The sequence below is a fragment of the Allopontixanthobacter sp. genome, from assembly GCF_034376665.1.
Lineage (GTDB): Bacteria > Pseudomonadota > Alphaproteobacteria > Sphingomonadales > Sphingomonadaceae > Allopontixanthobacter.
Genome location: NZ_JAXMJI010000095.1, coordinates 22,122 through 37,411, shown reverse-complemented (window position 1 = coordinate 37,411; position 15,290 = coordinate 22,122). Strand labels below are relative to the sequence as shown.

General features: G+C 59.4%; 20 protein-coding genes. 11 read left to right on the top strand and 9 right to left on the bottom strand.

Annotated elements, in window-relative coordinates; genetic code table 11:
• The first annotated feature begins 295 nt into the window (after positions 1–295).
• The 9 genes from U0988_RS10445 (at position 296) to U0988_RS10410 (ending at position 8,188) form a co-directional block, all read left to right on the top strand.
• Positions 296–940 carry an outer membrane protein gene (locus U0988_RS10445; RefSeq protein WP_322292562.1) on the top strand — a complete coding sequence of 215 codons (645 nt, stop codon included), beginning with the start codon at positions 296–298 and terminating at the stop codon, positions 938–940.
• A gap of 307 nt (positions 941–1,247) precedes the next feature.
• Entirely contained in the window at positions 1,248–2,972 is a 1,725-nt protein-coding gene (locus tag U0988_RS10440; protein ID WP_322292561.1) for a diguanylate cyclase, read from the top strand.
• 310 nt (positions 2,973–3,282) lie between these two features.
• Complete coding sequence (locus U0988_RS10435) at positions 3,283–3,957, top strand: hypothetical protein (protein ID WP_322292560.1); 675 nt, start codon at positions 3,283–3,285, stop codon at positions 3,955–3,957.
• Positions 3,954–4,148, top strand: a complete 195-nt coding sequence (locus U0988_RS10430) for a hypothetical protein (protein ID WP_322292559.1) — start codon at positions 3,954–3,956, stop codon at positions 4,146–4,148. The genes U0988_RS10435 and U0988_RS10430 overlap by 4 nt, the downstream gene beginning before the upstream one ends.
• A 236-nt stretch (positions 4,149–4,384) precedes the next feature.
• On the top strand, positions 4,385–5,422 hold the full coding sequence (locus U0988_RS10425) for a helix-turn-helix domain-containing protein (RefSeq protein ID WP_322292558.1): 1,038 nt from the start codon (positions 4,385–4,387) through the stop codon (positions 5,420–5,422).
• A 106-nt stretch (positions 5,423–5,528) separates the two neighbouring features.
• Positions 5,529–6,371 carry a sterol desaturase family protein gene (locus tag U0988_RS10420; RefSeq protein WP_322292557.1) on the top strand — a complete coding sequence of 281 codons (843 nt, stop codon included), beginning with the start codon at positions 5,529–5,531 and terminating at the stop codon, positions 6,369–6,371.
• Between the two features lie 2 nt (positions 6,372–6,373).
• On the top strand, positions 6,374–7,018 hold the full coding sequence (locus U0988_RS10415) for a glutathione S-transferase family protein (RefSeq protein ID WP_322292556.1): 645 nt from the start codon (positions 6,374–6,376) through the stop codon (positions 7,016–7,018).
• A 229-nt stretch (positions 7,019–7,247) separates the two neighbouring features.
• Positions 7,248–7,658, top strand: coding sequence for a DNA/RNA non-specific endonuclease (locus U0988_RS13835; RefSeq protein ID WP_416172388.1), 411 nt, complete (start codon positions 7,248–7,250; stop codon positions 7,656–7,658).
• A 5-nt stretch (positions 7,659–7,663) separates the two neighbouring features.
• Positions 7,664–8,188, top strand: coding sequence for an SMI1/KNR4 family protein (locus tag U0988_RS10410; RefSeq protein WP_322292555.1), 525 nt, complete (start codon positions 7,664–7,666; stop codon positions 8,186–8,188).
• Positions 8,189–8,641: 453 nt separating this feature from the next.
• Here U0988_RS10410 and U0988_RS10405 read toward each other — a convergent pair whose 3' ends face one another.
• The 8 genes from U0988_RS10405 to leuC all read right to left on the bottom strand — a co-directional run bounded on the left by U0988_RS10405 (position 8,642) and on the right by leuC (position 14,019).
• The gene (locus U0988_RS10405; RefSeq protein ID WP_322292554.1) at positions 8,642–9,427 is read right to left on the bottom strand and encodes an NUDIX hydrolase; all 786 of its coding nucleotides are present in this window, start codon (positions 9,425–9,427) and stop codon (positions 8,642–8,644) included.
• 260 nt (positions 9,428–9,687) lie between these two features.
• Complete coding sequence (gene grxD, locus U0988_RS10400) at positions 9,688–10,017, bottom strand: Grx4 family monothiol glutaredoxin (RefSeq protein ID WP_322292553.1); 330 nt, start codon at positions 10,015–10,017, stop codon at positions 9,688–9,690.
• A 50-nt stretch (positions 10,018–10,067) separates the two neighbouring features.
• Positions 10,068–10,301 (bottom strand): BolA family transcriptional regulator, encoded by a 234-nt coding sequence (locus U0988_RS10395; protein WP_322292552.1) that lies wholly within the window; start codon positions 10,299–10,301, stop codon positions 10,068–10,070.
• Positions 10,302–10,305: 4 nt separating this feature from the next.
• Entirely contained in the window at positions 10,306–10,629 is a 324-nt protein-coding gene (locus U0988_RS10390) for a DUF1476 domain-containing protein (protein ID WP_322292551.1), read from the bottom strand.
• Between the two features lie 112 nt (positions 10,630–10,741).
• Positions 10,742–11,737 (bottom strand): NADPH:quinone oxidoreductase family protein, encoded by a 996-nt coding sequence (locus U0988_RS10385; RefSeq protein WP_322292550.1) that lies wholly within the window; start codon positions 11,735–11,737, stop codon positions 10,742–10,744.
• Positions 11,734–12,330 (bottom strand): 3-isopropylmalate dehydratase small subunit, encoded by a 597-nt coding sequence (leuD, locus tag U0988_RS10380; RefSeq protein WP_322292549.1) that lies wholly within the window; start codon positions 12,328–12,330, stop codon positions 11,734–11,736. The genes U0988_RS10385 and leuD overlap by 4 nt, the downstream gene beginning before the upstream one ends.
• Positions 12,330–12,506: an isopropylmalate isomerase gene (locus U0988_RS10375; protein ID WP_322292548.1), complete on the bottom strand. Its 177-nt coding sequence runs from the start codon at positions 12,504–12,506 to the stop codon at positions 12,330–12,332. Before U0988_RS10375 ends, leuD begins: the two co-directional genes overlap by 1 nt.
• Before the next feature lie 79 nt (positions 12,507–12,585).
• Complete coding sequence (leuC, locus tag U0988_RS10370; protein WP_322292547.1) at positions 12,586–14,019, bottom strand: 3-isopropylmalate dehydratase large subunit; 1,434 nt, start codon at positions 14,017–14,019, stop codon at positions 12,586–12,588.
• A 101-nt stretch (positions 14,020–14,120) separates the two neighbouring features.
• Between leuC and U0988_RS10365 the strand changes: the two genes are divergently transcribed.
• Both U0988_RS10365 and U0988_RS10360 read left to right on the top strand, forming a co-directional pair.
• Positions 14,121–14,522 (top strand): acyl-CoA thioesterase, encoded by a 402-nt coding sequence (locus tag U0988_RS10365; protein ID WP_416172387.1) that lies wholly within the window; start codon positions 14,121–14,123, stop codon positions 14,520–14,522.
• An 18-nt stretch (positions 14,523–14,540) separates the two neighbouring features.
• Positions 14,541–15,059 (top strand): sterol desaturase family protein, encoded by a 519-nt coding sequence (locus U0988_RS10360; RefSeq protein WP_322292546.1) that lies wholly within the window; start codon positions 14,541–14,543, stop codon positions 15,057–15,059.
• Positions 15,060–15,082: 23 nt separating this feature from the next.
• Here the strand turns inward: U0988_RS10360 and U0988_RS10355 are convergent, their stop codons facing one another.
• Positions 15,083–15,241: a YqaE/Pmp3 family membrane protein gene (locus U0988_RS10355; RefSeq protein ID WP_160754671.1), complete on the bottom strand. Its 159-nt coding sequence runs from the start codon at positions 15,239–15,241 to the stop codon at positions 15,083–15,085.
• Positions 15,242–15,290 lie beyond the last annotated feature (49 nt).

Sequence of the window (15,290 nt, the reverse complement as noted above, 5' to 3'; positions counted from 1 at the left end):
ATTGAAGGAGGAGTTGGCTCTCGCCGTAGTGACGAGGGAACGAAGATGAGAGCCAACTCCTCAACACCCCAATTCCGGCGACAGGCCTGTCAGCGAGGCCCGAAACCGCGCAAGGAGGCGGGGAAGGGCGATTAAGTATACTGTCCCTGGAGTTCAGTATCAGCGTGACTCAATTGACACACCTCACAGAGAATAGCCTTAAAGGTCAGAAACTTAGTTTACAGCGAAATTCCTAGGCATATTTTCTCCATCTGGGCTTCAAGAGTATGGAGCTCAATAGATGGGGGGGAAATTCATGAAAAATGCTGTAATCCTGGCGCCGATTGCGCTGCTATTACCTTCAATTGGACATGCGCAAAGTGATGCCGTTTTGTATGTCGGGGTCGAGGGTGGAGTTGATAACTATGAATTGAACGCCGAGGGCGATCTAGGCATTTTTGATCCAAGCTTAGCCGGTACGACAGCAAGTTTCGACGGGTTAAGCGGCAACGGCGCGACAGGTAAAATCTACGCTGGTTATCAAGTGCCCTTTAACGGTGGATTCGGCGCTTTAGAGGCATTCGGCGGTTACAGTGGAGCCTCCATTTCCGCTTCGCTGAGCGATGGAGTTGATACCTACAGTGCAAAGATTCAGGCGCGTGAATCCTATGGCGTTGCGGCCCGCGCTGGGGTGAAGGTTTCTAACAGCTCTGCTGTTTATGCTCGACTGGGCTGGGTCAACACTCGCTTCAAAGGAACGATCGATGATTCAGTAGATGTCTTTACTGACAGCTCGAATGAAGATGCAATTCAGTACGGCGCGGGTCTAGATACAATGATTGGCCCAAAAACATCTCTTCGGGCCGAATATGTAATTTCGGACTACGGGGATGCCGGCTTAGGAAGTGGCGTCAGCCTCAAGAACGGCGCTTTTCACGCGGGCCTGTCGTTCCGCTTCTGATGCATTATTGACAAAGAACTCAGAGAGGGCCGGGCAATGTCTCCAGAATTCTGGAGACAGTGTACTTAATTGAACTCACCTCAGCCTCGCGACTTGCCCTGGTGCACCTCACGCGCATCGATTTACTATGCTGTCTCCGAAATTCTTCCCGGAATTCCGAGAATTCATGTCCCGAGAATTAACCGACCCTTGAATTAATAAGGTTTCTTAACGCTCTCTAGGTATCCCTCCCTTGGTTCAAGGGGGCGCGCGTTTGTTGGGGATCGTTAGATGGGTCGGCCTGTGGCTCGTGCTTGCCGTTATCGGCATGGCACCTGCCCACGCCACCAACGCCGCCAACGCCCCCAAGCTGCGAATTCTCGGCCCGCAATTATGCACCCTCGCGGGCGCGGACGAGGTATCCCCTGCGCAAATCCTGCAACGCCGCGCGCAGTTCGATTGCGGCCCCGACAAGATGGCGAAGGCCACCTATACGCTGTGGCTGCTGGCCGATATCGGCGAGGCGGATGAAGGGCTGGGCGATCCGGTGCTGCGCGTGCGCACTTCGCGCCACGGTGCCTTCACGCTGACCCGGCAATTTGCCGACGGGCGGCTGATTACCACCGATCATTCGCTGGCCGACCAGACCGCGCGGTGGCGGGCGCCCTATGCCGTCTCGCTGCCCTATATGGACGAGGCCGGAGTTCGCCCTGAAACCATCCTGATCAAGGTGGACAACCCCTTCGATCCGACCAATTGGTACGACATCGAGCTGGCCGAGCGGGCGCACGACATCGCGCTCCACCACAGTGGCCGCATAACCAGCGCGCTGGTGATGGGCCTGCTGTTCGCCCCGCTGCTGCTCAACGGTGTGTTCTTCCTCGCGCTGCGCGAAAGGTTCATCCTGTTCCACACGATGATGGTGACGGGGCTGATCGCCAATCACATCGCCTGGTCGGGGATCATCTTCGATCTGTTTCCGCAGGCGACGATGGTGCAGCGCTCGATCACTGTCTATCTTGCGCTCGGCTGGGTGGCCATGTCGGCCTGCCTGCTGATCGGAAGACTGTGCAGCCGCGAGCTGATGGGGGCGGCATGGCTGCGCGCGCTCCATATTGCCGGCTTCGGTTGCTGCGCGGTTACTTTCACAATCATACTGGCATCGCCGTGGCTACCGTTTGTGGGCGCGCAGATCATCCACACCGCCTTCGGTGCGATGGTGCTCACTGCCATTTCCGTGCTGGTGCGCAACGCGATCAAGGGCGACCGGATGGCGATGCTGCAACTGCTGGGGCTGGCGGGTGTGGGGCTGGTCGCGGTCAGCCGGGTGCTGCGCGCCAACGGCGTGATTGCCGATCTGCCGATCGTCGATCTCGGCTTTTATATCGCGGTGCTGATCGAGGCGTTCACCACCAGCGTCGTGGTGGCGCTGTGCGCTCTATCGCTGCGCCGCGAGCGTGACAGGATCGAGCAGGAACGCGACCAGGTGATGCATCTGGCGGAGACCGACGAATTGACCGGCATCCCTAACCGCCGTGCTTTCATCACCCGGTTTGACAGCATCTTCGCCAGGGCAGACCGCAGGCAGGGCGTGCACGCGCTGATGATCCTCGACATCGATCATTTCAAGCAGGTCAACGACAGTTTCGGCCATGCGCATGGCGACGAGATACTTCAGCAATTCGCGGGCAGGCTGCGCGATGCCTGCCGGGCCGAGGACCTTGTCGCACGCTTCGGCGGGGAGGAATTCGTGCTGCTCGCGCGCTTTGAGGGCGAGGCGCGCATCCGCGACTTTGCCGAACGGCTATGCCACGAAAAGCTGCGCTGGGCCGAGGCGGGCCCGGGCGGGGAGGTGCACGAGATCAGTTGCAGCATCGGGGTGGCGATCCTGCCGCGAGGTGGCAGGGTCGATCTGGGAGACGCCTTCGCCACCGCGGACGAGGCGCTCTATCAGGCCAAGGACAACGGGCGGCGGCAGGTGTGGTTCGCCAGCAAGATCCCCGCCCCGCGCATATCCGCAAGCCGCCCCGAACAGCGCAAAGCCGCAGCTTGAGGGTGCGGGTTGAGAACACTACGCCTCGCAATGCGTGGCTCGAAGCCAAACAAGGCGAGTGTAATGAGAGTTAAGCATACTAATTCCCCACCCGATCGTGGCGCGCAGCGTCGATCCCGAGGTGCTGGAAAAGATGCGGGTGAAGGGGGAGTGAGGGTATGAGGGCGCTGCGCGGAGTCGGGGCGATCTATTGGGACAATGGCGCCGATCTGTTCAGGGACCTGTTCGGCGGGTCAGGACTGTCAGGCTATGCCGAGCTTTGGGCGGCGAATGACAACAGAATGAACAAGTTCAACAGGAGTGTTGCAGCATGAGCGGCAAGGTTTGGATGAGTAGCGTCAAAAGCAACCATGCACTGGGCGACAAGCCGGGGGTTCGAACTAAATATTATGGTTATGACTGGCAGCCTGCGGAATTCATCATCCCGCTTGCGCCAGATGATGTTCACGCGAACATGCGGCGCGCTGGACAGGGATTCGCACTTCAACGCGAGGAACTGCCGGAAGCGGCCGCAGTGTGGAATGAGAAGCGCTTCAAACTTCTTGGGGATATATTCTACGCTGGCGGTTTTCTCGTAGTTCGCGGCAAACTCGCTGAAGTCTTTTCGCACTTCGACCTTGGTGATGGCGGACTCATTCCATTCACGATCTACAAGGCCGATCTGGAAACGCCCTATCCTGGCGAGTTTTCCCTACTCAATTTTGGAGCACAGAAGAACACTATCCTGCCGGAGCAAAGCCGGAATGTAACCAAATTCTCGATTCATCATCGGACAGGTTTTCAGAAATGGGAGGTTAACAGTTGGTCTGAGGATGGCGATGTTGTTCTTTCTCTAGCCGCTTTGGAGGGAACCGATATTTGGTGTGAGCCTGCTATCTACAACAAAATCTTCATGAGTGACCCGCTGGCGCAAGCCATAATCGACATCGGAATGAAGGACATCTTCCGCCTGCAAGAATGCCGTATCGCAGGAGGCGCGGCATGACTGAAGATCCCCGCAACCGGATATTGGGCGTTGAGACGCAGCATATTTTTGTGAGCGAGATTGCAAACAGTCCTGCAGCTGAAAACGCGAGAGCACTGCTCGCCTCTATCAACTTCAACCTTGAATCGAGCAGTAATAAGGTCGTGCTGCTCGCGCGCACCAATGTGGAATTCTGGAGACAGTTTACTTAACTCCTCACCATCGTCAGTCCAGAGCTCCTCGACAAGCGCCCCGCGCATACCCGCAAGCCGCCCCGAACAGCGCAAGGCCGCAGCGTGAGGATGCGGCTTCGTGTCGGCCCTGTCTGAAAATCGGCCGGTGAGCGCCCGCCATGGCATTTCCGGGGCGCAACTGACTAAAGCGGAAATTCCGCAGCCTCGGCAAACTTCTGGCGGAGTGCGTGGGATCGGTTATGACGAGGACCGATATGGCTGAAACTGGTCCGATCGATCTGGAAACCGTCATCCGGCTGATGGCAATCGGCGCCAGCGCGTTGCTGCTGTTGGTGGTGATCGCCGGACGCGTGCGGCGGGAACTCAAGCTGCCACTGGCCGGGATGATCCTGGGCGGCGCGCTGTATCTCGCGCTATCTTCCACCAGCTTCCTTATCGCGCGCCCGATCCGGCCGGTGGTCGATTATCTCTCGCTGCTCACGCCCTTCTGGACTTGGCTATTCGCTCGCCGCCTGATCGAGCGCGATCCGCCGATGCGGTTCGTAACGGGGTTTGCGGGGTTTTACACGGTGTGCTGGGCAATTGCCCATTGGGCTGGAGATTTCTGGCGGGCCGGATTTTACGGCGTCCACATTGCATCGCTGATCCTGATTGCCGATTTGTTCCGCACCGCCTGGACAGGCCGTGACGACGATCTGGTAGAACGGCGCCGGATGATCCGATTGTGGCTGCCTGTGCTGGTGGGCCTGCAAGCGGGCGGGGTGCTGATCTTCGAATTGTTGATGGGGCCGTCCGTCACCTATCCCATCGTCCAGATTGCCAATGGCGCATTGATATTCCTGCTGATCCTGCTCGCCGGAATCACACTGCTGCAGACCGATCCCGAATTGTTAGTGGAAACGGAACGCGGCCAGCCCGCCGCCGCGCCCGATCTGACTCCCAGCGAGCTGGTGCTGAAGGACCGGTTGGAGGCAGCGATGGCGGCAGGCTACTATCGCACTCCCGGCCTCACAATTGCTGGCCTTGCCCATCATTTGGGGACGCCCGAACACCGGCTCCGCTCGCTGATCAACCAGCGGTTGGGGGAGCGTAATTTCGCCACCTATCTCAATCGCCACCGGGTCGACGAAGCGCAGAGAGTATTGGCGGACCGGGACCAGGTCGATTTGCCAGTGCTAAGCATTGCGATGGATCTGGGCTATAATTCGCTCCCCACCTTCAACCGCGCATTTCGCAGTGAAACCGGCACCACTCCAACCGATTTCCGCCGCTCCGCCATCGGTCAAAAATGAAAAATTGCAGCTATTTTCGAAATTGCCCGGGTTTTTTCAGCATTGCGGAGAATGATTTTCGGATATGCTTCATGCACGCTGCATTACCAGTGATGGAGCAGACCCGATGACCGACAGCACTCTTATCAGAATAATCGACTCAATAGGACAGCACTTCATCAATGTGTTCACCTTCGATCTCGGCCGATATCTGATCGCTGCCGGCCTGATTTCGGTCAGCCTGTGGGCAGCAAAGGGGTGGGCAAACAATCGCCGGATCCAGCAGCGCCGAGCAGTCACAGGCGACTACGTGCGGGAGTTTTCCTCCTCGCTGCGCACCGTATTCGTCTTCGGTGTAACCACAATCAGCACTGTGGTGATGAAGGAATTCGGTCTGGTGCGATTCACCGAGACATTCTCCTGGGGAATTTTCGCGGTCCAGACCGTCGTGATGATAATCGCCCATGACGCGTATTTCTACTGGATGCACCGCGGCCTGCACCACAAGCGCCTGTTTCGTGCAACGCACCTGCATCACCACAAATCGCGCACGCCCACCCCATGGGCCGCATACAGTTTTTCCACTTGGGAAGCCGTTGCCGAAGCGGCATTCGTTCCGCTTTTCCTGCTCGCAGCAAGCACGCTTGGCGCCGAGTACATGGGCCTCTCGGTGTTCATATTCCTGTGGCACATGATCTTCCGCAATGTGATCGGCCATGCCGGCGTCGAATTATATCCCGCTGGCTGGGTGGACAACAAATGGGTCGGTTGGTGGAACACCACGACCCACCACGACCTTCATCACAGCGCGGGAAATTACAATTACGGGCTCTATTTTACCTGGTGGGACCGGATGATGGGCACTGAACACCCGCAATATAAGGAACGGTTCCGCGCAGTCGCCAAGCCGATCCGAATGGCCGCCCGCCCGGCAGAAGCCGCGATAGAGGCGGCGGTCAAAGGAGGCTGACCATGGCGCTTGAGTTATTCGGACATCCCTTTTCATCCTATACCTGGAAGGCCCTTATTGCCTTCTATGAAACGGATACAGTGTTTGAATTCCGCATGCTTGGACCTGAGTATCCCGAGAATTTTGCTGCGCTCAAAGCGGCGTGGGCGATGGGGAAATTTCCGGTGCTGCTCGATGACGGCGAGCCAATCATCGAGGCAAGCATCATCGTTGAGCATATCGCACCTGCACTGATCCCCGATGGTCGCGGTGCGGCCCGAACGGTACGGATGTTTGACCGGATATTTGACAATCATGTCATGGCAAATGTGCAGGCGATCGTGAGCGAACACTTGCCCCACTTGACGGATGAAGCCGATCCCAGGCGAATTGATCGTGCACGAACCGCGCTTGATCTCGTCTACCCGTGGCTGAATGCGCATCTCGCCGGACAGACCTGGGCAGCGGGCGAAGCCTTTACGCTCGCGGACTGTGCTGCGGCGCCGTCGCTGTTCTACGCCAACTGGGTCCACCCTATCCCCGAGGAATTGACCGAGCTTAAAGCCTATCGCGCGCGCCTGCTCGCCCGGCCATCGGTGGCACGCTGCGTCGATGAAGCACGCCCGTATCGCCACCTTTTCCCGCTCGCAGTTCCAGATCAAGACTAACTTTTCACTGGAAGGAGAATGGCAATGCGTGTGATGATAATTGGGAATTTCGGGGACAGTTTACTTGATTTCGGGGACAGTTTACTTAATTCGTAATTGAAAAGACGGCTAGATACCAGCATACCGGTAAGGATAACACGGAAATTCCCGAGGCACAGCAAACGAAGTCGGGCAATTTCCTGCGAGAGAACACTCACAACGACCTTGAATTAAGTAAACTGTAACCGGAATTCATCGGCCAACATCTGAGGCCTTTCAGGCGAGGCACGAAACCGCGCATGGAGGCGGGGCATGGCAATTAAGTATACTGTCCCCGGAATTTTTCATTCCGCCCGGCTGGAGTGGGAACGGAACGCTCTTCAACGAAGCTCGGGGGCATCTGCTGGGCCGCCAGCTCGGTGGCTCCGGCGACCTAGCTGAGAACCTCGTTACGTTGCAACAGAATCCCGCCAACAGTCCGTTCATGCGCGGGTTTGAGAACCAAGTCCGAGGTGCCGTTGAAGGCGGGCAGACTGTACGGTATTCGTCCACGCCAATCTACAACGGTTCAAATTTGGTACCTCGTGGTGTAACGCTTAGCGGAAGGGGATCGGGCGGCTTCGATCTCAATGTCACGATCCTCAATCCTCCTGGGCGTTAAACGATATGACATTTGCCTCCCTTTCGAGAATCATGCCGCCACCGGCGAATCCCGTTGAAACAGGTGGATCTTGGTTGGATGTTGAAGATGCCATCGGATCGAAATTGCCGGACGATTTTAAAGAGTTCATCCGATCTTACGGAAGCGGAACGATCGACCACTTTCTCTCGGTTTTGAATCCGTTTTCTAGCAGGCCTGCACTGAATCTGTTGGAGCAATCGAAAAGGCAGTTGGAGGCTCTTCGCGAATTGCACGATGATTTTGACGAGAAGAATCCATTCGAGCTTTATCCGACTCTAGGCGGCCTTTTACCGGTCGCAATAACCGACAATGGAGACGTCATTCATTGGCTTACAAGCGGCAATGCGCCCGAATGGACCGTAGTGGTCAACGAGGCTCGCAGCCCCGACTATGAGCAATTTGAATGTGACTTGACTACATTCTTGGAACGAGTTTTGAATAAATCAGTTACGTGTCGGGCGTTCCCGAGTTCTGCTTTCAGCGGTGATGCCGAGTTTAATCCGGTCTAAGAAGCATGTTTAAGGTTTGCCTCCGTTAAAGCGGATCGGTCGGGACAAAATTCGAGTAAGCGATATGTCACGTATTCCGGGGACAGTATACTAAACTGCACCCACTCCTCCGCCATCTGTGTATTCCGGGGACAGTATACTAAACTGCACCCACTCCTCCGCCATCTGAAGAATTTTCCTACATCCCTGCGGCCTGTTATCGCTGCCCCGCGAATTGCAGGCTCTTTGACATGTGAATATCGGGCGATCGGCAGGCGTGGCTTGCCTTGGCCGCGCATGTCGCCCCGGCGGAGCGGTGCAGGAAGTTTTCGCATAGGGCGGCGTTACAGGATTTTAATTTTCTCCCGGGGCGAAACTGTCACCCTTCACCCCTCAAACCCGCAGGAATACGGGCTTTCTGGCGGCGGACAGCAAATGTTGGATGTGTCACCTTTGTAACCCTGGTCACTGCCTTCATCCCCGCAGGACATCGCCCAGCGGTTCGCGGGTGACGGGGTATCCGGCGTCTTCCGGGATGCACAGCCAGCGCTGGCCGTGCTCCTCGGCGATCCTCGGGACGATGGTCCGGACCGGGAAGCGGGCGCAATCCTGGGCGGCGGCGGCGAAGTCGGGGAATTGGGCCAGCCGTTCCAGATTGCGGCGGGTGGGGAAGATGACGCTGAGCTCGCCGCGCTCCGCCGCTGCGAGCGCGTCGTGTGCGGCTATCCAGTAGAGGCGGGTGTTTTCCGTCTCGTCCACGGTGATATCGACCGCGCCGGTGCCGAGGTCGGCGAGGTAGAACCTGGTATCGAACAGGCGGGGGAGCCGTTCGTTCTTGGGAAACCAGCGGGCGAACGGCAGCACGGCATCGAGGTCGATTTGCCAGTCCATTGCCGCCAGCACGGGGCCAAGTGTGCCGTGTTCCAGCAGCAGGGCGCGCGCGGCACGGGCGATGGCGGCGTCGACGCGGCCGGAAATGCCGATGGCGAGGCCGGTTTCCTCCAGCGTCTCGCGGATCGCGGCGACGCGGTGGGCGGCTTCCTCCACCGGCAGGGCGGAGGCGAGCGAGGCGGCGAGGTCGTAATCGGCCGGATCGACCCGCCCGCCGGGGAACACCGCGGCACCGCCGGCGAAGGCCATGTTCCGCGAGCGCGTGACCATCAGCAATTCGGGCGGCTTGCCCGGGCCGGCGCTGCGGAACACGATGACGGTGGCAGCGGGTATCCGGTCGGGCCGGGCGGAATTTTCGGGTTGGGACATTGCCCGACTGTGTGGCGGGATCGGCAGCACTTGCCAAGCGGCAAAATCCTGCCGCGAAGGTGTCGGCGGACTTTACAATCCAGGGGGCGGTAAGCTGATTTTAACTATCACAGTGCAGGAAAACAGCCGTCCGATTAAACTGGCACGGACCGTGCATATTAAGCGGTACCCCAAATGATCTTCGATCGAGGCGGGACCCTGGTCTCCTGGTCCCGCCTCCCCGAAGCCGCTTCGAAACGAAGCCGATCAATTCTGCGGGTTCAGCTGGCCGGTGCGACTTTCTTTTCTTCCAGCAGCTGCTGAAGTTCACCCGCTTCGAACATTTCCATCATGATGTCGCTGCCGCCGACGAATTCGCCTTTGACATAGAGCTGGGGAATGGTCGGCCAGTCGGAATAGGCCTTGATGCCCTGGCGGACTTCCATGTCCTGCAGCACATCGACGCTGTCGTAAGCGACACCGCAATGGTCGAGGATGGCGATCGCCTTGCTGGAAAATCCGCATTGCGGGAACAGCGGTGTGCCTTTCATGAACAGGACGACATCGTTGGCGTTGACGATTTCGGAAATGCGTTCGTTGGTATCGGACATGTTCGTGTACCTAGATCTGACTGTTGGGCCGGCGCGGCGCTGATAAGGGATTAGTTGGGAACCGCGGTCGTCAGTTGCAAGGCGTGGAGCACGCCGCCCATCTTGCCCTGGAGCGCGCCATAGACCAGCTTGTGCTGCTGGACGCGGCTCATCCCGGCGAAGCTGGCGGAGGTGACCTTGGCGGCCCAATGATCGCCGTCACCTGCCAGATCGGTCATCTCGATGGTCGCATCGGGCAGGGCGGCCAGGATCATGCCTTCGATTTCGGAACCGGACATGGGCATGGGGTTAGGATTCGCTCATCAACTGGCGCCGCGCTTCGACTTCGCGTTCTTCCAGCGCGGTGCGGATTCCGGCTTCGTCGATATCGACCCCGCTGCTGGTCAGATCGCCGAGCAGCTTGCGGATCACGTCTTCGTCGCCCGCTTCTTCGAAATCGGCCTGCACCACGGCCTTGGCATAGGCTTCGGTTTCTTCGGGGGTCAGGCCCATCTTTTCCGCCGCCCAGTGCCCGAGCAGCCGGTTGCGGCGCGCCGCGATCTTGAAGGCGCTTTCCTCGTCATGCGCGAACTTCGCTTCCTCGCCGCGCTCACGGTCCTTGAAATTGGTCATAGATGCCTCCGGTTGGGCCATTTGAATATTCGTGAAGGACGTAAGCCGACAAGCGTCCAGCCGCAAGCGTCGGTGCCCAGGCGGGGGAAATTAGCCGGACCGCCGCCTGTTGTCACATGGTCACGACAAGCTTGCCGATCGCGCCGCGGCTTTCCAGCTTGGCAATTGCCTCGCCCGCACGTTCCAGCGGGTAGGTCTCGCTGACCAGCGGCGAGATTTTGCCGTCTTCCCACAGCTGGAACAGTTCGGCGATGTTCTCCGCATTCTTCTTCGGTTCCCGCACGGTGAACGCACCCCAGAACACGCCGCGAATGTCGCAGCTTTTCAGCAGGGTGAGGTTGAGCGGCATCTTGGCAATCCCGGCGGGGAAACCGACCACCAGAAAGCGCCCCTCCCAGGCGATGGCGCGCAGGGCCGGTTCGGAATAGTCCCCCCCGACGATGTCATAGACGATGTCCGCGCCGTTCGGCCCGACAGCGTCCTTGAACGCGTTGGCGAGCTGCTTGGACGTGTCCTTGTCGAACGGTGCGCGGGGATAGATGACGACATCGTCCGCCCCGGCCTTGCGGCAGGCCTCGGCCTTCTCCTCGCTCGACACCGCCGCGATCACGCGCGCGCCGTAGGCCTTGCCCAGTTCGACTGCCGACAGGCCCACGCCGCCCGCTGCGCCAAGTACCAGCATGGTGTCGCCCGCCTTGATCTGCCCGCGGTCCTTCAGCCCGTGGATGGTCGTGCCGTAAGTCATCAACAGGGCGGAGGCTTCGGGCAGCGATACACCGTCCGGCACCCGGAAAAGCTTGTCGGCAGGCAGCACCAGTTTCTCCTGCAATCCGCCAAAGCCGGTGCCGGTCAGGATCCGATCGCCGACTTCCCAGCCCTCGACCCCCTCGCCCAGCGCTTCGATCGTGCCGGAAATCTCGCTACCCGGCGCGAAAGGCCGCGGCGGCTTGACCTGATACATATCGCGGATGATCAGCGCGTCGGGATAGTTGATCGCGCAGGCTGCAACCTTGACCAGAACTTCGCCCTTGCCCGGGACAGGATCGGGCACATCTTCCAGGACCAGCGTTTCGGGGCCACCAACGGCTTTGGACAACAAGGCTTTCATGCAGCAATTCCTTTGGCCAGCCAGGGCATCTGGGCAGCTTGACGTTGTTCATAGGTCCCGATGGCGGCATCACGGGTCAGGGTCAGACCGACCTCGTCCAGCCCCTCGGTCAGGCACATCTTGCGGAAGGGATCAATTTCGAAGGCAAAGCGATCCTGGAACGGGGTAGTCACCATCTGGTTTTCAAGGTCCAGCGTGAGCGGATCGGTTTGCGCGACTTCCAGAAGCCGGTCGATCTGTTCCTGCGGCAGGGTCACAGTCAGGATACCGTTCTTGAAGGCGTTGCTGGCGAAGATATCGGAAAAGCCGGGCGCGATTACTGCGGTTATGCCCATGTCGAGCAGCGCCCAGGCGGCGTGTTCACGGCTCGATCCGCAGCCGAAATTATCGCCCGCAATCAGGATCGGGGCCCCGGCAAAAGCGGGGTCGTCGAACACATTGCCGGGTTCCGCACGGATGCTGGCGAAGGCGCCCTGGCCCAGCCCTTCGCGGCTGGTCGTTTTCAGCCATTCCGCGGCAATGATCACGTCGGTGTCGACATTCTTGCGGCCGAAGGGAATTGCCCGGCCGGTAATCGTCGCAACAGCTTCCATCAATCGGTCTCCGGTGGATCCACCGGACGGTCTCTGCTTTCGTTTGCCTTCTTTTCACGCCGTCTGGAAGCGTACAGCAAGGCGGCGGCAATGGCGGCAGAGCCGATGGCGGCTCCGGCCATGGCGGCCTTTCCGCCCAGCGAACCGGGGAGCGAGGAGGGGATCTTCTTGGTCATAATCTACCTATGTGATCGGAAAACCTGCACTTCAAGCCCGTAATCGACAAGTTCGCCAGACTGGGCAATGCGGCTTGTCCTACGCTGTTAGCTCGCGCACGTCGGTCAGATGGCCTGCCACCGCCGCTGCCGCCGCCATCGCGGGGGACATCAGATGGGTTCGCGCACCCGGGCCCTGCCGGCCGACGAAGTTCCGGTTGCTGGTGGAGGCGCAGCGTTCGCCCGGCGGAACCTTGTCCGGGTTCATCCCCAGACAGGCCGAACAGCCCGGCTCGCGCCATTCGAAACCGGCGTCGGTGAATATCCGGTCGAGACCTTCCTCCTCAGCCTGCAATTTGACCAGACCGGAGCCAGGCACGACGATCGCCCATTTGACGTTGTCGGCCTTGTGCCTTCCGCGCAAGATTTCTGCAGCGGACCGCAAATCCTCGATCCGGCTGTTGGTGCAGCTGCCGATGAAGATATTCTCGACCGGCACTTCGGACAGCAGCTGGCCGGGTTTCAGGCCCATGTAGTCGAGGCTCTTGGCGGCTGCCGCCTGTTTCGAGGGATCGGCAAAGCTCGCGGGGTCCGGCACCGCACCGCCAATTGGCACCACGTCTTCAGGGCTGGTACCCCAGGTTACCGTCGGCTGGATATCGCCCGCGTCGATCCGCACGCTTTTGTCGAATACCGCGCCCGGATCGCTTGGCAGACTTTGCCACCACGCCACTGCGGCGTCCCAATCAGCTCCTTTGGGCGCAAGCGGGCGGCCGGCGAGATAGGCGAAAGTCTTTTCATCCGGCGCGACGAGCCCTGCGCGGGCGCCGGCTTCGATCGACATATTGCACACCGTCAGCCGGCCTTCGATGCTCATCTCCTCGAACACTTTGCCGCGATATTCGATCACGTAGCCGGTGCCGCCAGCGGTGCCGATCTCGCCGATGATGTGAAGGATCAGGTCCTTGGGGGTGATCCCGGTTCCCAGCGCGCCGTCGACCACCACTTCCAGCGTTTTCGAACGCTTCAATTGCAGCGTCTGTGTGGCGAGCACGTGCTCCACCTCGCTGGTGCCGATCCCGAAAGCGAGCGCGCCGACCCCGCCATGCGCGGCGGTATGGGAGTCCCCGCAGACGATAGTCGAACCGGGCAGGGAGAACCCCTGTTCGGGGCCGACCACATGGACAATCCCCTGCTCGGCCGCGCTGGCGTCGATATAGCGGATGCCGAAGGCGGGCGCATTGGCTTCCAGCGCGGCCAGTTGCGCGGCGCTCTGTGCGTCGGCAATCGGGATGCGCTTGCCCTGTCCATCCAGCCGCGCGGTGGTCGGCAGATTGTGATCCGGCACCGCCAGCGTCAATTCGGGACGGCGGACCTTGCGTCCAGCCAGCCGGAGCGCTTCGAATGCCTGAGGGCTGGTGACTTCGTGTACCAGATGGCGGTCGATGAAGATCAGACTGGTGCCGTCATCGCGTGTTTCGACCACGTGGGCATCCCAGATCTTCTCGTACAAGGTGCGCGGTTTGTTGGCCATCGCCCGGAATTAGCGACCATTGGGCAACAGTTGCAAGCAATCTCGCGCGCAGGAAATTCCTTGTCATGGAAAGGAAAGGTTTGAACACCTACATGATGTCCATGCCCGCCAAACCCTATACCCACCGGATCAACATCCTGCCTGCCGACATCGATTTCATGGGGCATGTGAACAACGCCCGCTATTTGGGTTGGGTGCAGGACGCGGTCTTGTCCCACTGGCGCGATATCGCCCCTGCCGACGCGGTTGCGAGCCGTGCCTGGGTGGCGTTGAAGCATGAGATAACCTACAGAAAACCGGCGTTTCTGGACGATACGGTCATTGCCCGCACCGTGCTGGAAAGCATCAAGGGCGCACGGGCATTCTATCACACAGTGATCGAGCGCGGCGAAGAGGTGCTGGCCGAAATCAGTTCCAGCTGGTGCTGCATCGATGCCGAGACATTGCGGCCTGCCCGGATCGGGGAAGAGATAGCGAAGTTCTTTTTTCACCGGGACGATTAGTTTATATCAGGCACTGCCATGAATATCGCCATTCCCGTGCTGATTGTGATCGCCACATTTCTGGCGATGGAATGGGTCGCATGGGCGAGCCATAAATACATCATGCATGGCTGGGGTTGGGGGTGGCACCGCGACCACCATGAACCGCATGACAAGGTGTTTGAGAAAAACGATCTCTACGGCATCGTCGGCGCGGCGATGAGCATTTCGATGTTCGCCCTGGGGAGTCCGCTGGTCGCCGGTGCCTCCGCGTGGGGGCCTGCCACATGGATCGGGCTGGGGATCCTCGGATATGGCATCATCTATACTCTGGTGCATGACGGGTTGGTCCATCAGCGCTATTTCCGCTGGGCGCCCAAACGCGGCTATGCCAAGCGGTTGGTGCAGGCGCATAAATTGCACCATGCGACTATCGGCAAGGAAGGCGGCGTCAGCTTCGGTTTCGTGATTGCGCATGATCCGGCCAAGCTGAAAGCGGATCTCAAACGCCAGCGCGAGGCGGGGATCGCCGTGGTGCGGGAAAGCGCCGGGGCCTGAGCCGTATTCGGCTGTGCTGGCCCCTATCTCAGAAAATTGACGTAGACCGCGTGGATCACGCCGGGCACGAACAGGATGATGGTGAGGATCAGATTGATCCAGAAATCCCGGCTGATGCCGTGTTTCAGCGCCACGCCCAGGGGCGGCAGCAGGATACTGGCGATTAGAATTAGGATGCTCATACTCTTCTCCGTTGGCGTTGCCCCATCAACGGCAGCAAGCGCGGCCTGT

What these genes read in the sequence shown, in the direction of transcription:
- U0988_RS10405 (WP_322292554.1), bottom strand. Translation starts at nt 9,427, where the DNA reads ATGTCCCAACCCGAAAATTCCGCCCGGCCCGACCGGATACCCGCTGCC.
- U0988_RS10440 (WP_322292561.1), top strand. Translation starts at nt 1,248, where the DNA reads ATGGCACCTGCCCACGCCACCAACGCCGCCAACGCCCCCAAGCTGCGA.
- U0988_RS10385 (WP_322292550.1), bottom strand. Translation starts at nt 11,737, where the DNA reads ATGAAAGCCTTGTTGTCCAAAGCCGTTGGTGGCCCCGAAACGCTGGTC.
- grxD (WP_322292553.1), bottom strand. Translation starts at nt 10,017, where the DNA reads ATGTCCGATACCAACGAACGCATTTCCGAAATCGTCAACGCCAACGAT.
- U0988_RS10355 (WP_160754671.1), bottom strand. Translation starts at nt 15,241, where the DNA reads ATGAGCATCCTAATTCTAATCGCCAGTATCCTGCTGCCGCCCCTGGGC.
- U0988_RS10390 (WP_322292551.1), bottom strand. Translation starts at nt 10,629, where the DNA reads ATGACCAATTTCAAGGACCGTGAGCGCGGCGAGGAAGCGAAGTTCGCG.
- leuD (WP_322292549.1), bottom strand. Translation starts at nt 12,330, where the DNA reads ATGGAAGCTGTTGCGACGATTACCGGCCGGGCAATTCCCTTCGGCCGC.
- U0988_RS10375 (WP_322292548.1), bottom strand. Translation starts at nt 12,506, where the DNA reads ATGACCAAGAAGATCCCCTCCTCGCTCCCCGGTTCGCTGGGCGGAAAG.
- leuC (WP_322292547.1), bottom strand. Translation starts at nt 14,019, where the DNA reads ATGGCCAACAAACCGCGCACCTTGTACGAGAAGATCTGGGATGCCCAC.
- U0988_RS10420 (WP_322292557.1), top strand. Translation starts at nt 5,529, where the DNA reads ATGACCGACAGCACTCTTATCAGAATAATCGACTCAATAGGACAGCAC.
- U0988_RS10360 (WP_322292546.1), top strand. Translation starts at nt 14,541, where the DNA reads ATGAATATCGCCATTCCCGTGCTGATTGTGATCGCCACATTTCTGGCG.
- U0988_RS10365 (WP_416172387.1), top strand. Translation starts at nt 14,121, where the DNA reads ATGCCCGCCAAACCCTATACCCACCGGATCAACATCCTGCCTGCCGAC.
- U0988_RS10415 (WP_322292556.1), top strand. Translation starts at nt 6,374, where the DNA reads ATGGCGCTTGAGTTATTCGGACATCCCTTTTCATCCTATACCTGGAAG.
- U0988_RS10395 (WP_322292552.1), bottom strand. Translation starts at nt 10,301, where the DNA reads ATGCCCATGTCCGGTTCCGAAATCGAAGGCATGATCCTGGCCGCCCTG.
- U0988_RS10410 (WP_322292555.1), top strand. Translation starts at nt 7,664, where the DNA reads ATGACATTTGCCTCCCTTTCGAGAATCATGCCGCCACCGGCGAATCCC.
- U0988_RS10445 (WP_322292562.1), top strand. Translation starts at nt 296, where the DNA reads ATGAAAAATGCTGTAATCCTGGCGCCGATTGCGCTGCTATTACCTTCA.
- U0988_RS10425 (WP_322292558.1), top strand. Translation starts at nt 4,385, where the DNA reads ATGGCTGAAACTGGTCCGATCGATCTGGAAACCGTCATCCGGCTGATG.
- U0988_RS10435 (WP_322292560.1), top strand. Translation starts at nt 3,283, where the DNA reads ATGAGCGGCAAGGTTTGGATGAGTAGCGTCAAAAGCAACCATGCACTG.
- U0988_RS10430 (WP_322292559.1), top strand. Translation starts at nt 3,954, where the DNA reads ATGACTGAAGATCCCCGCAACCGGATATTGGGCGTTGAGACGCAGCAT.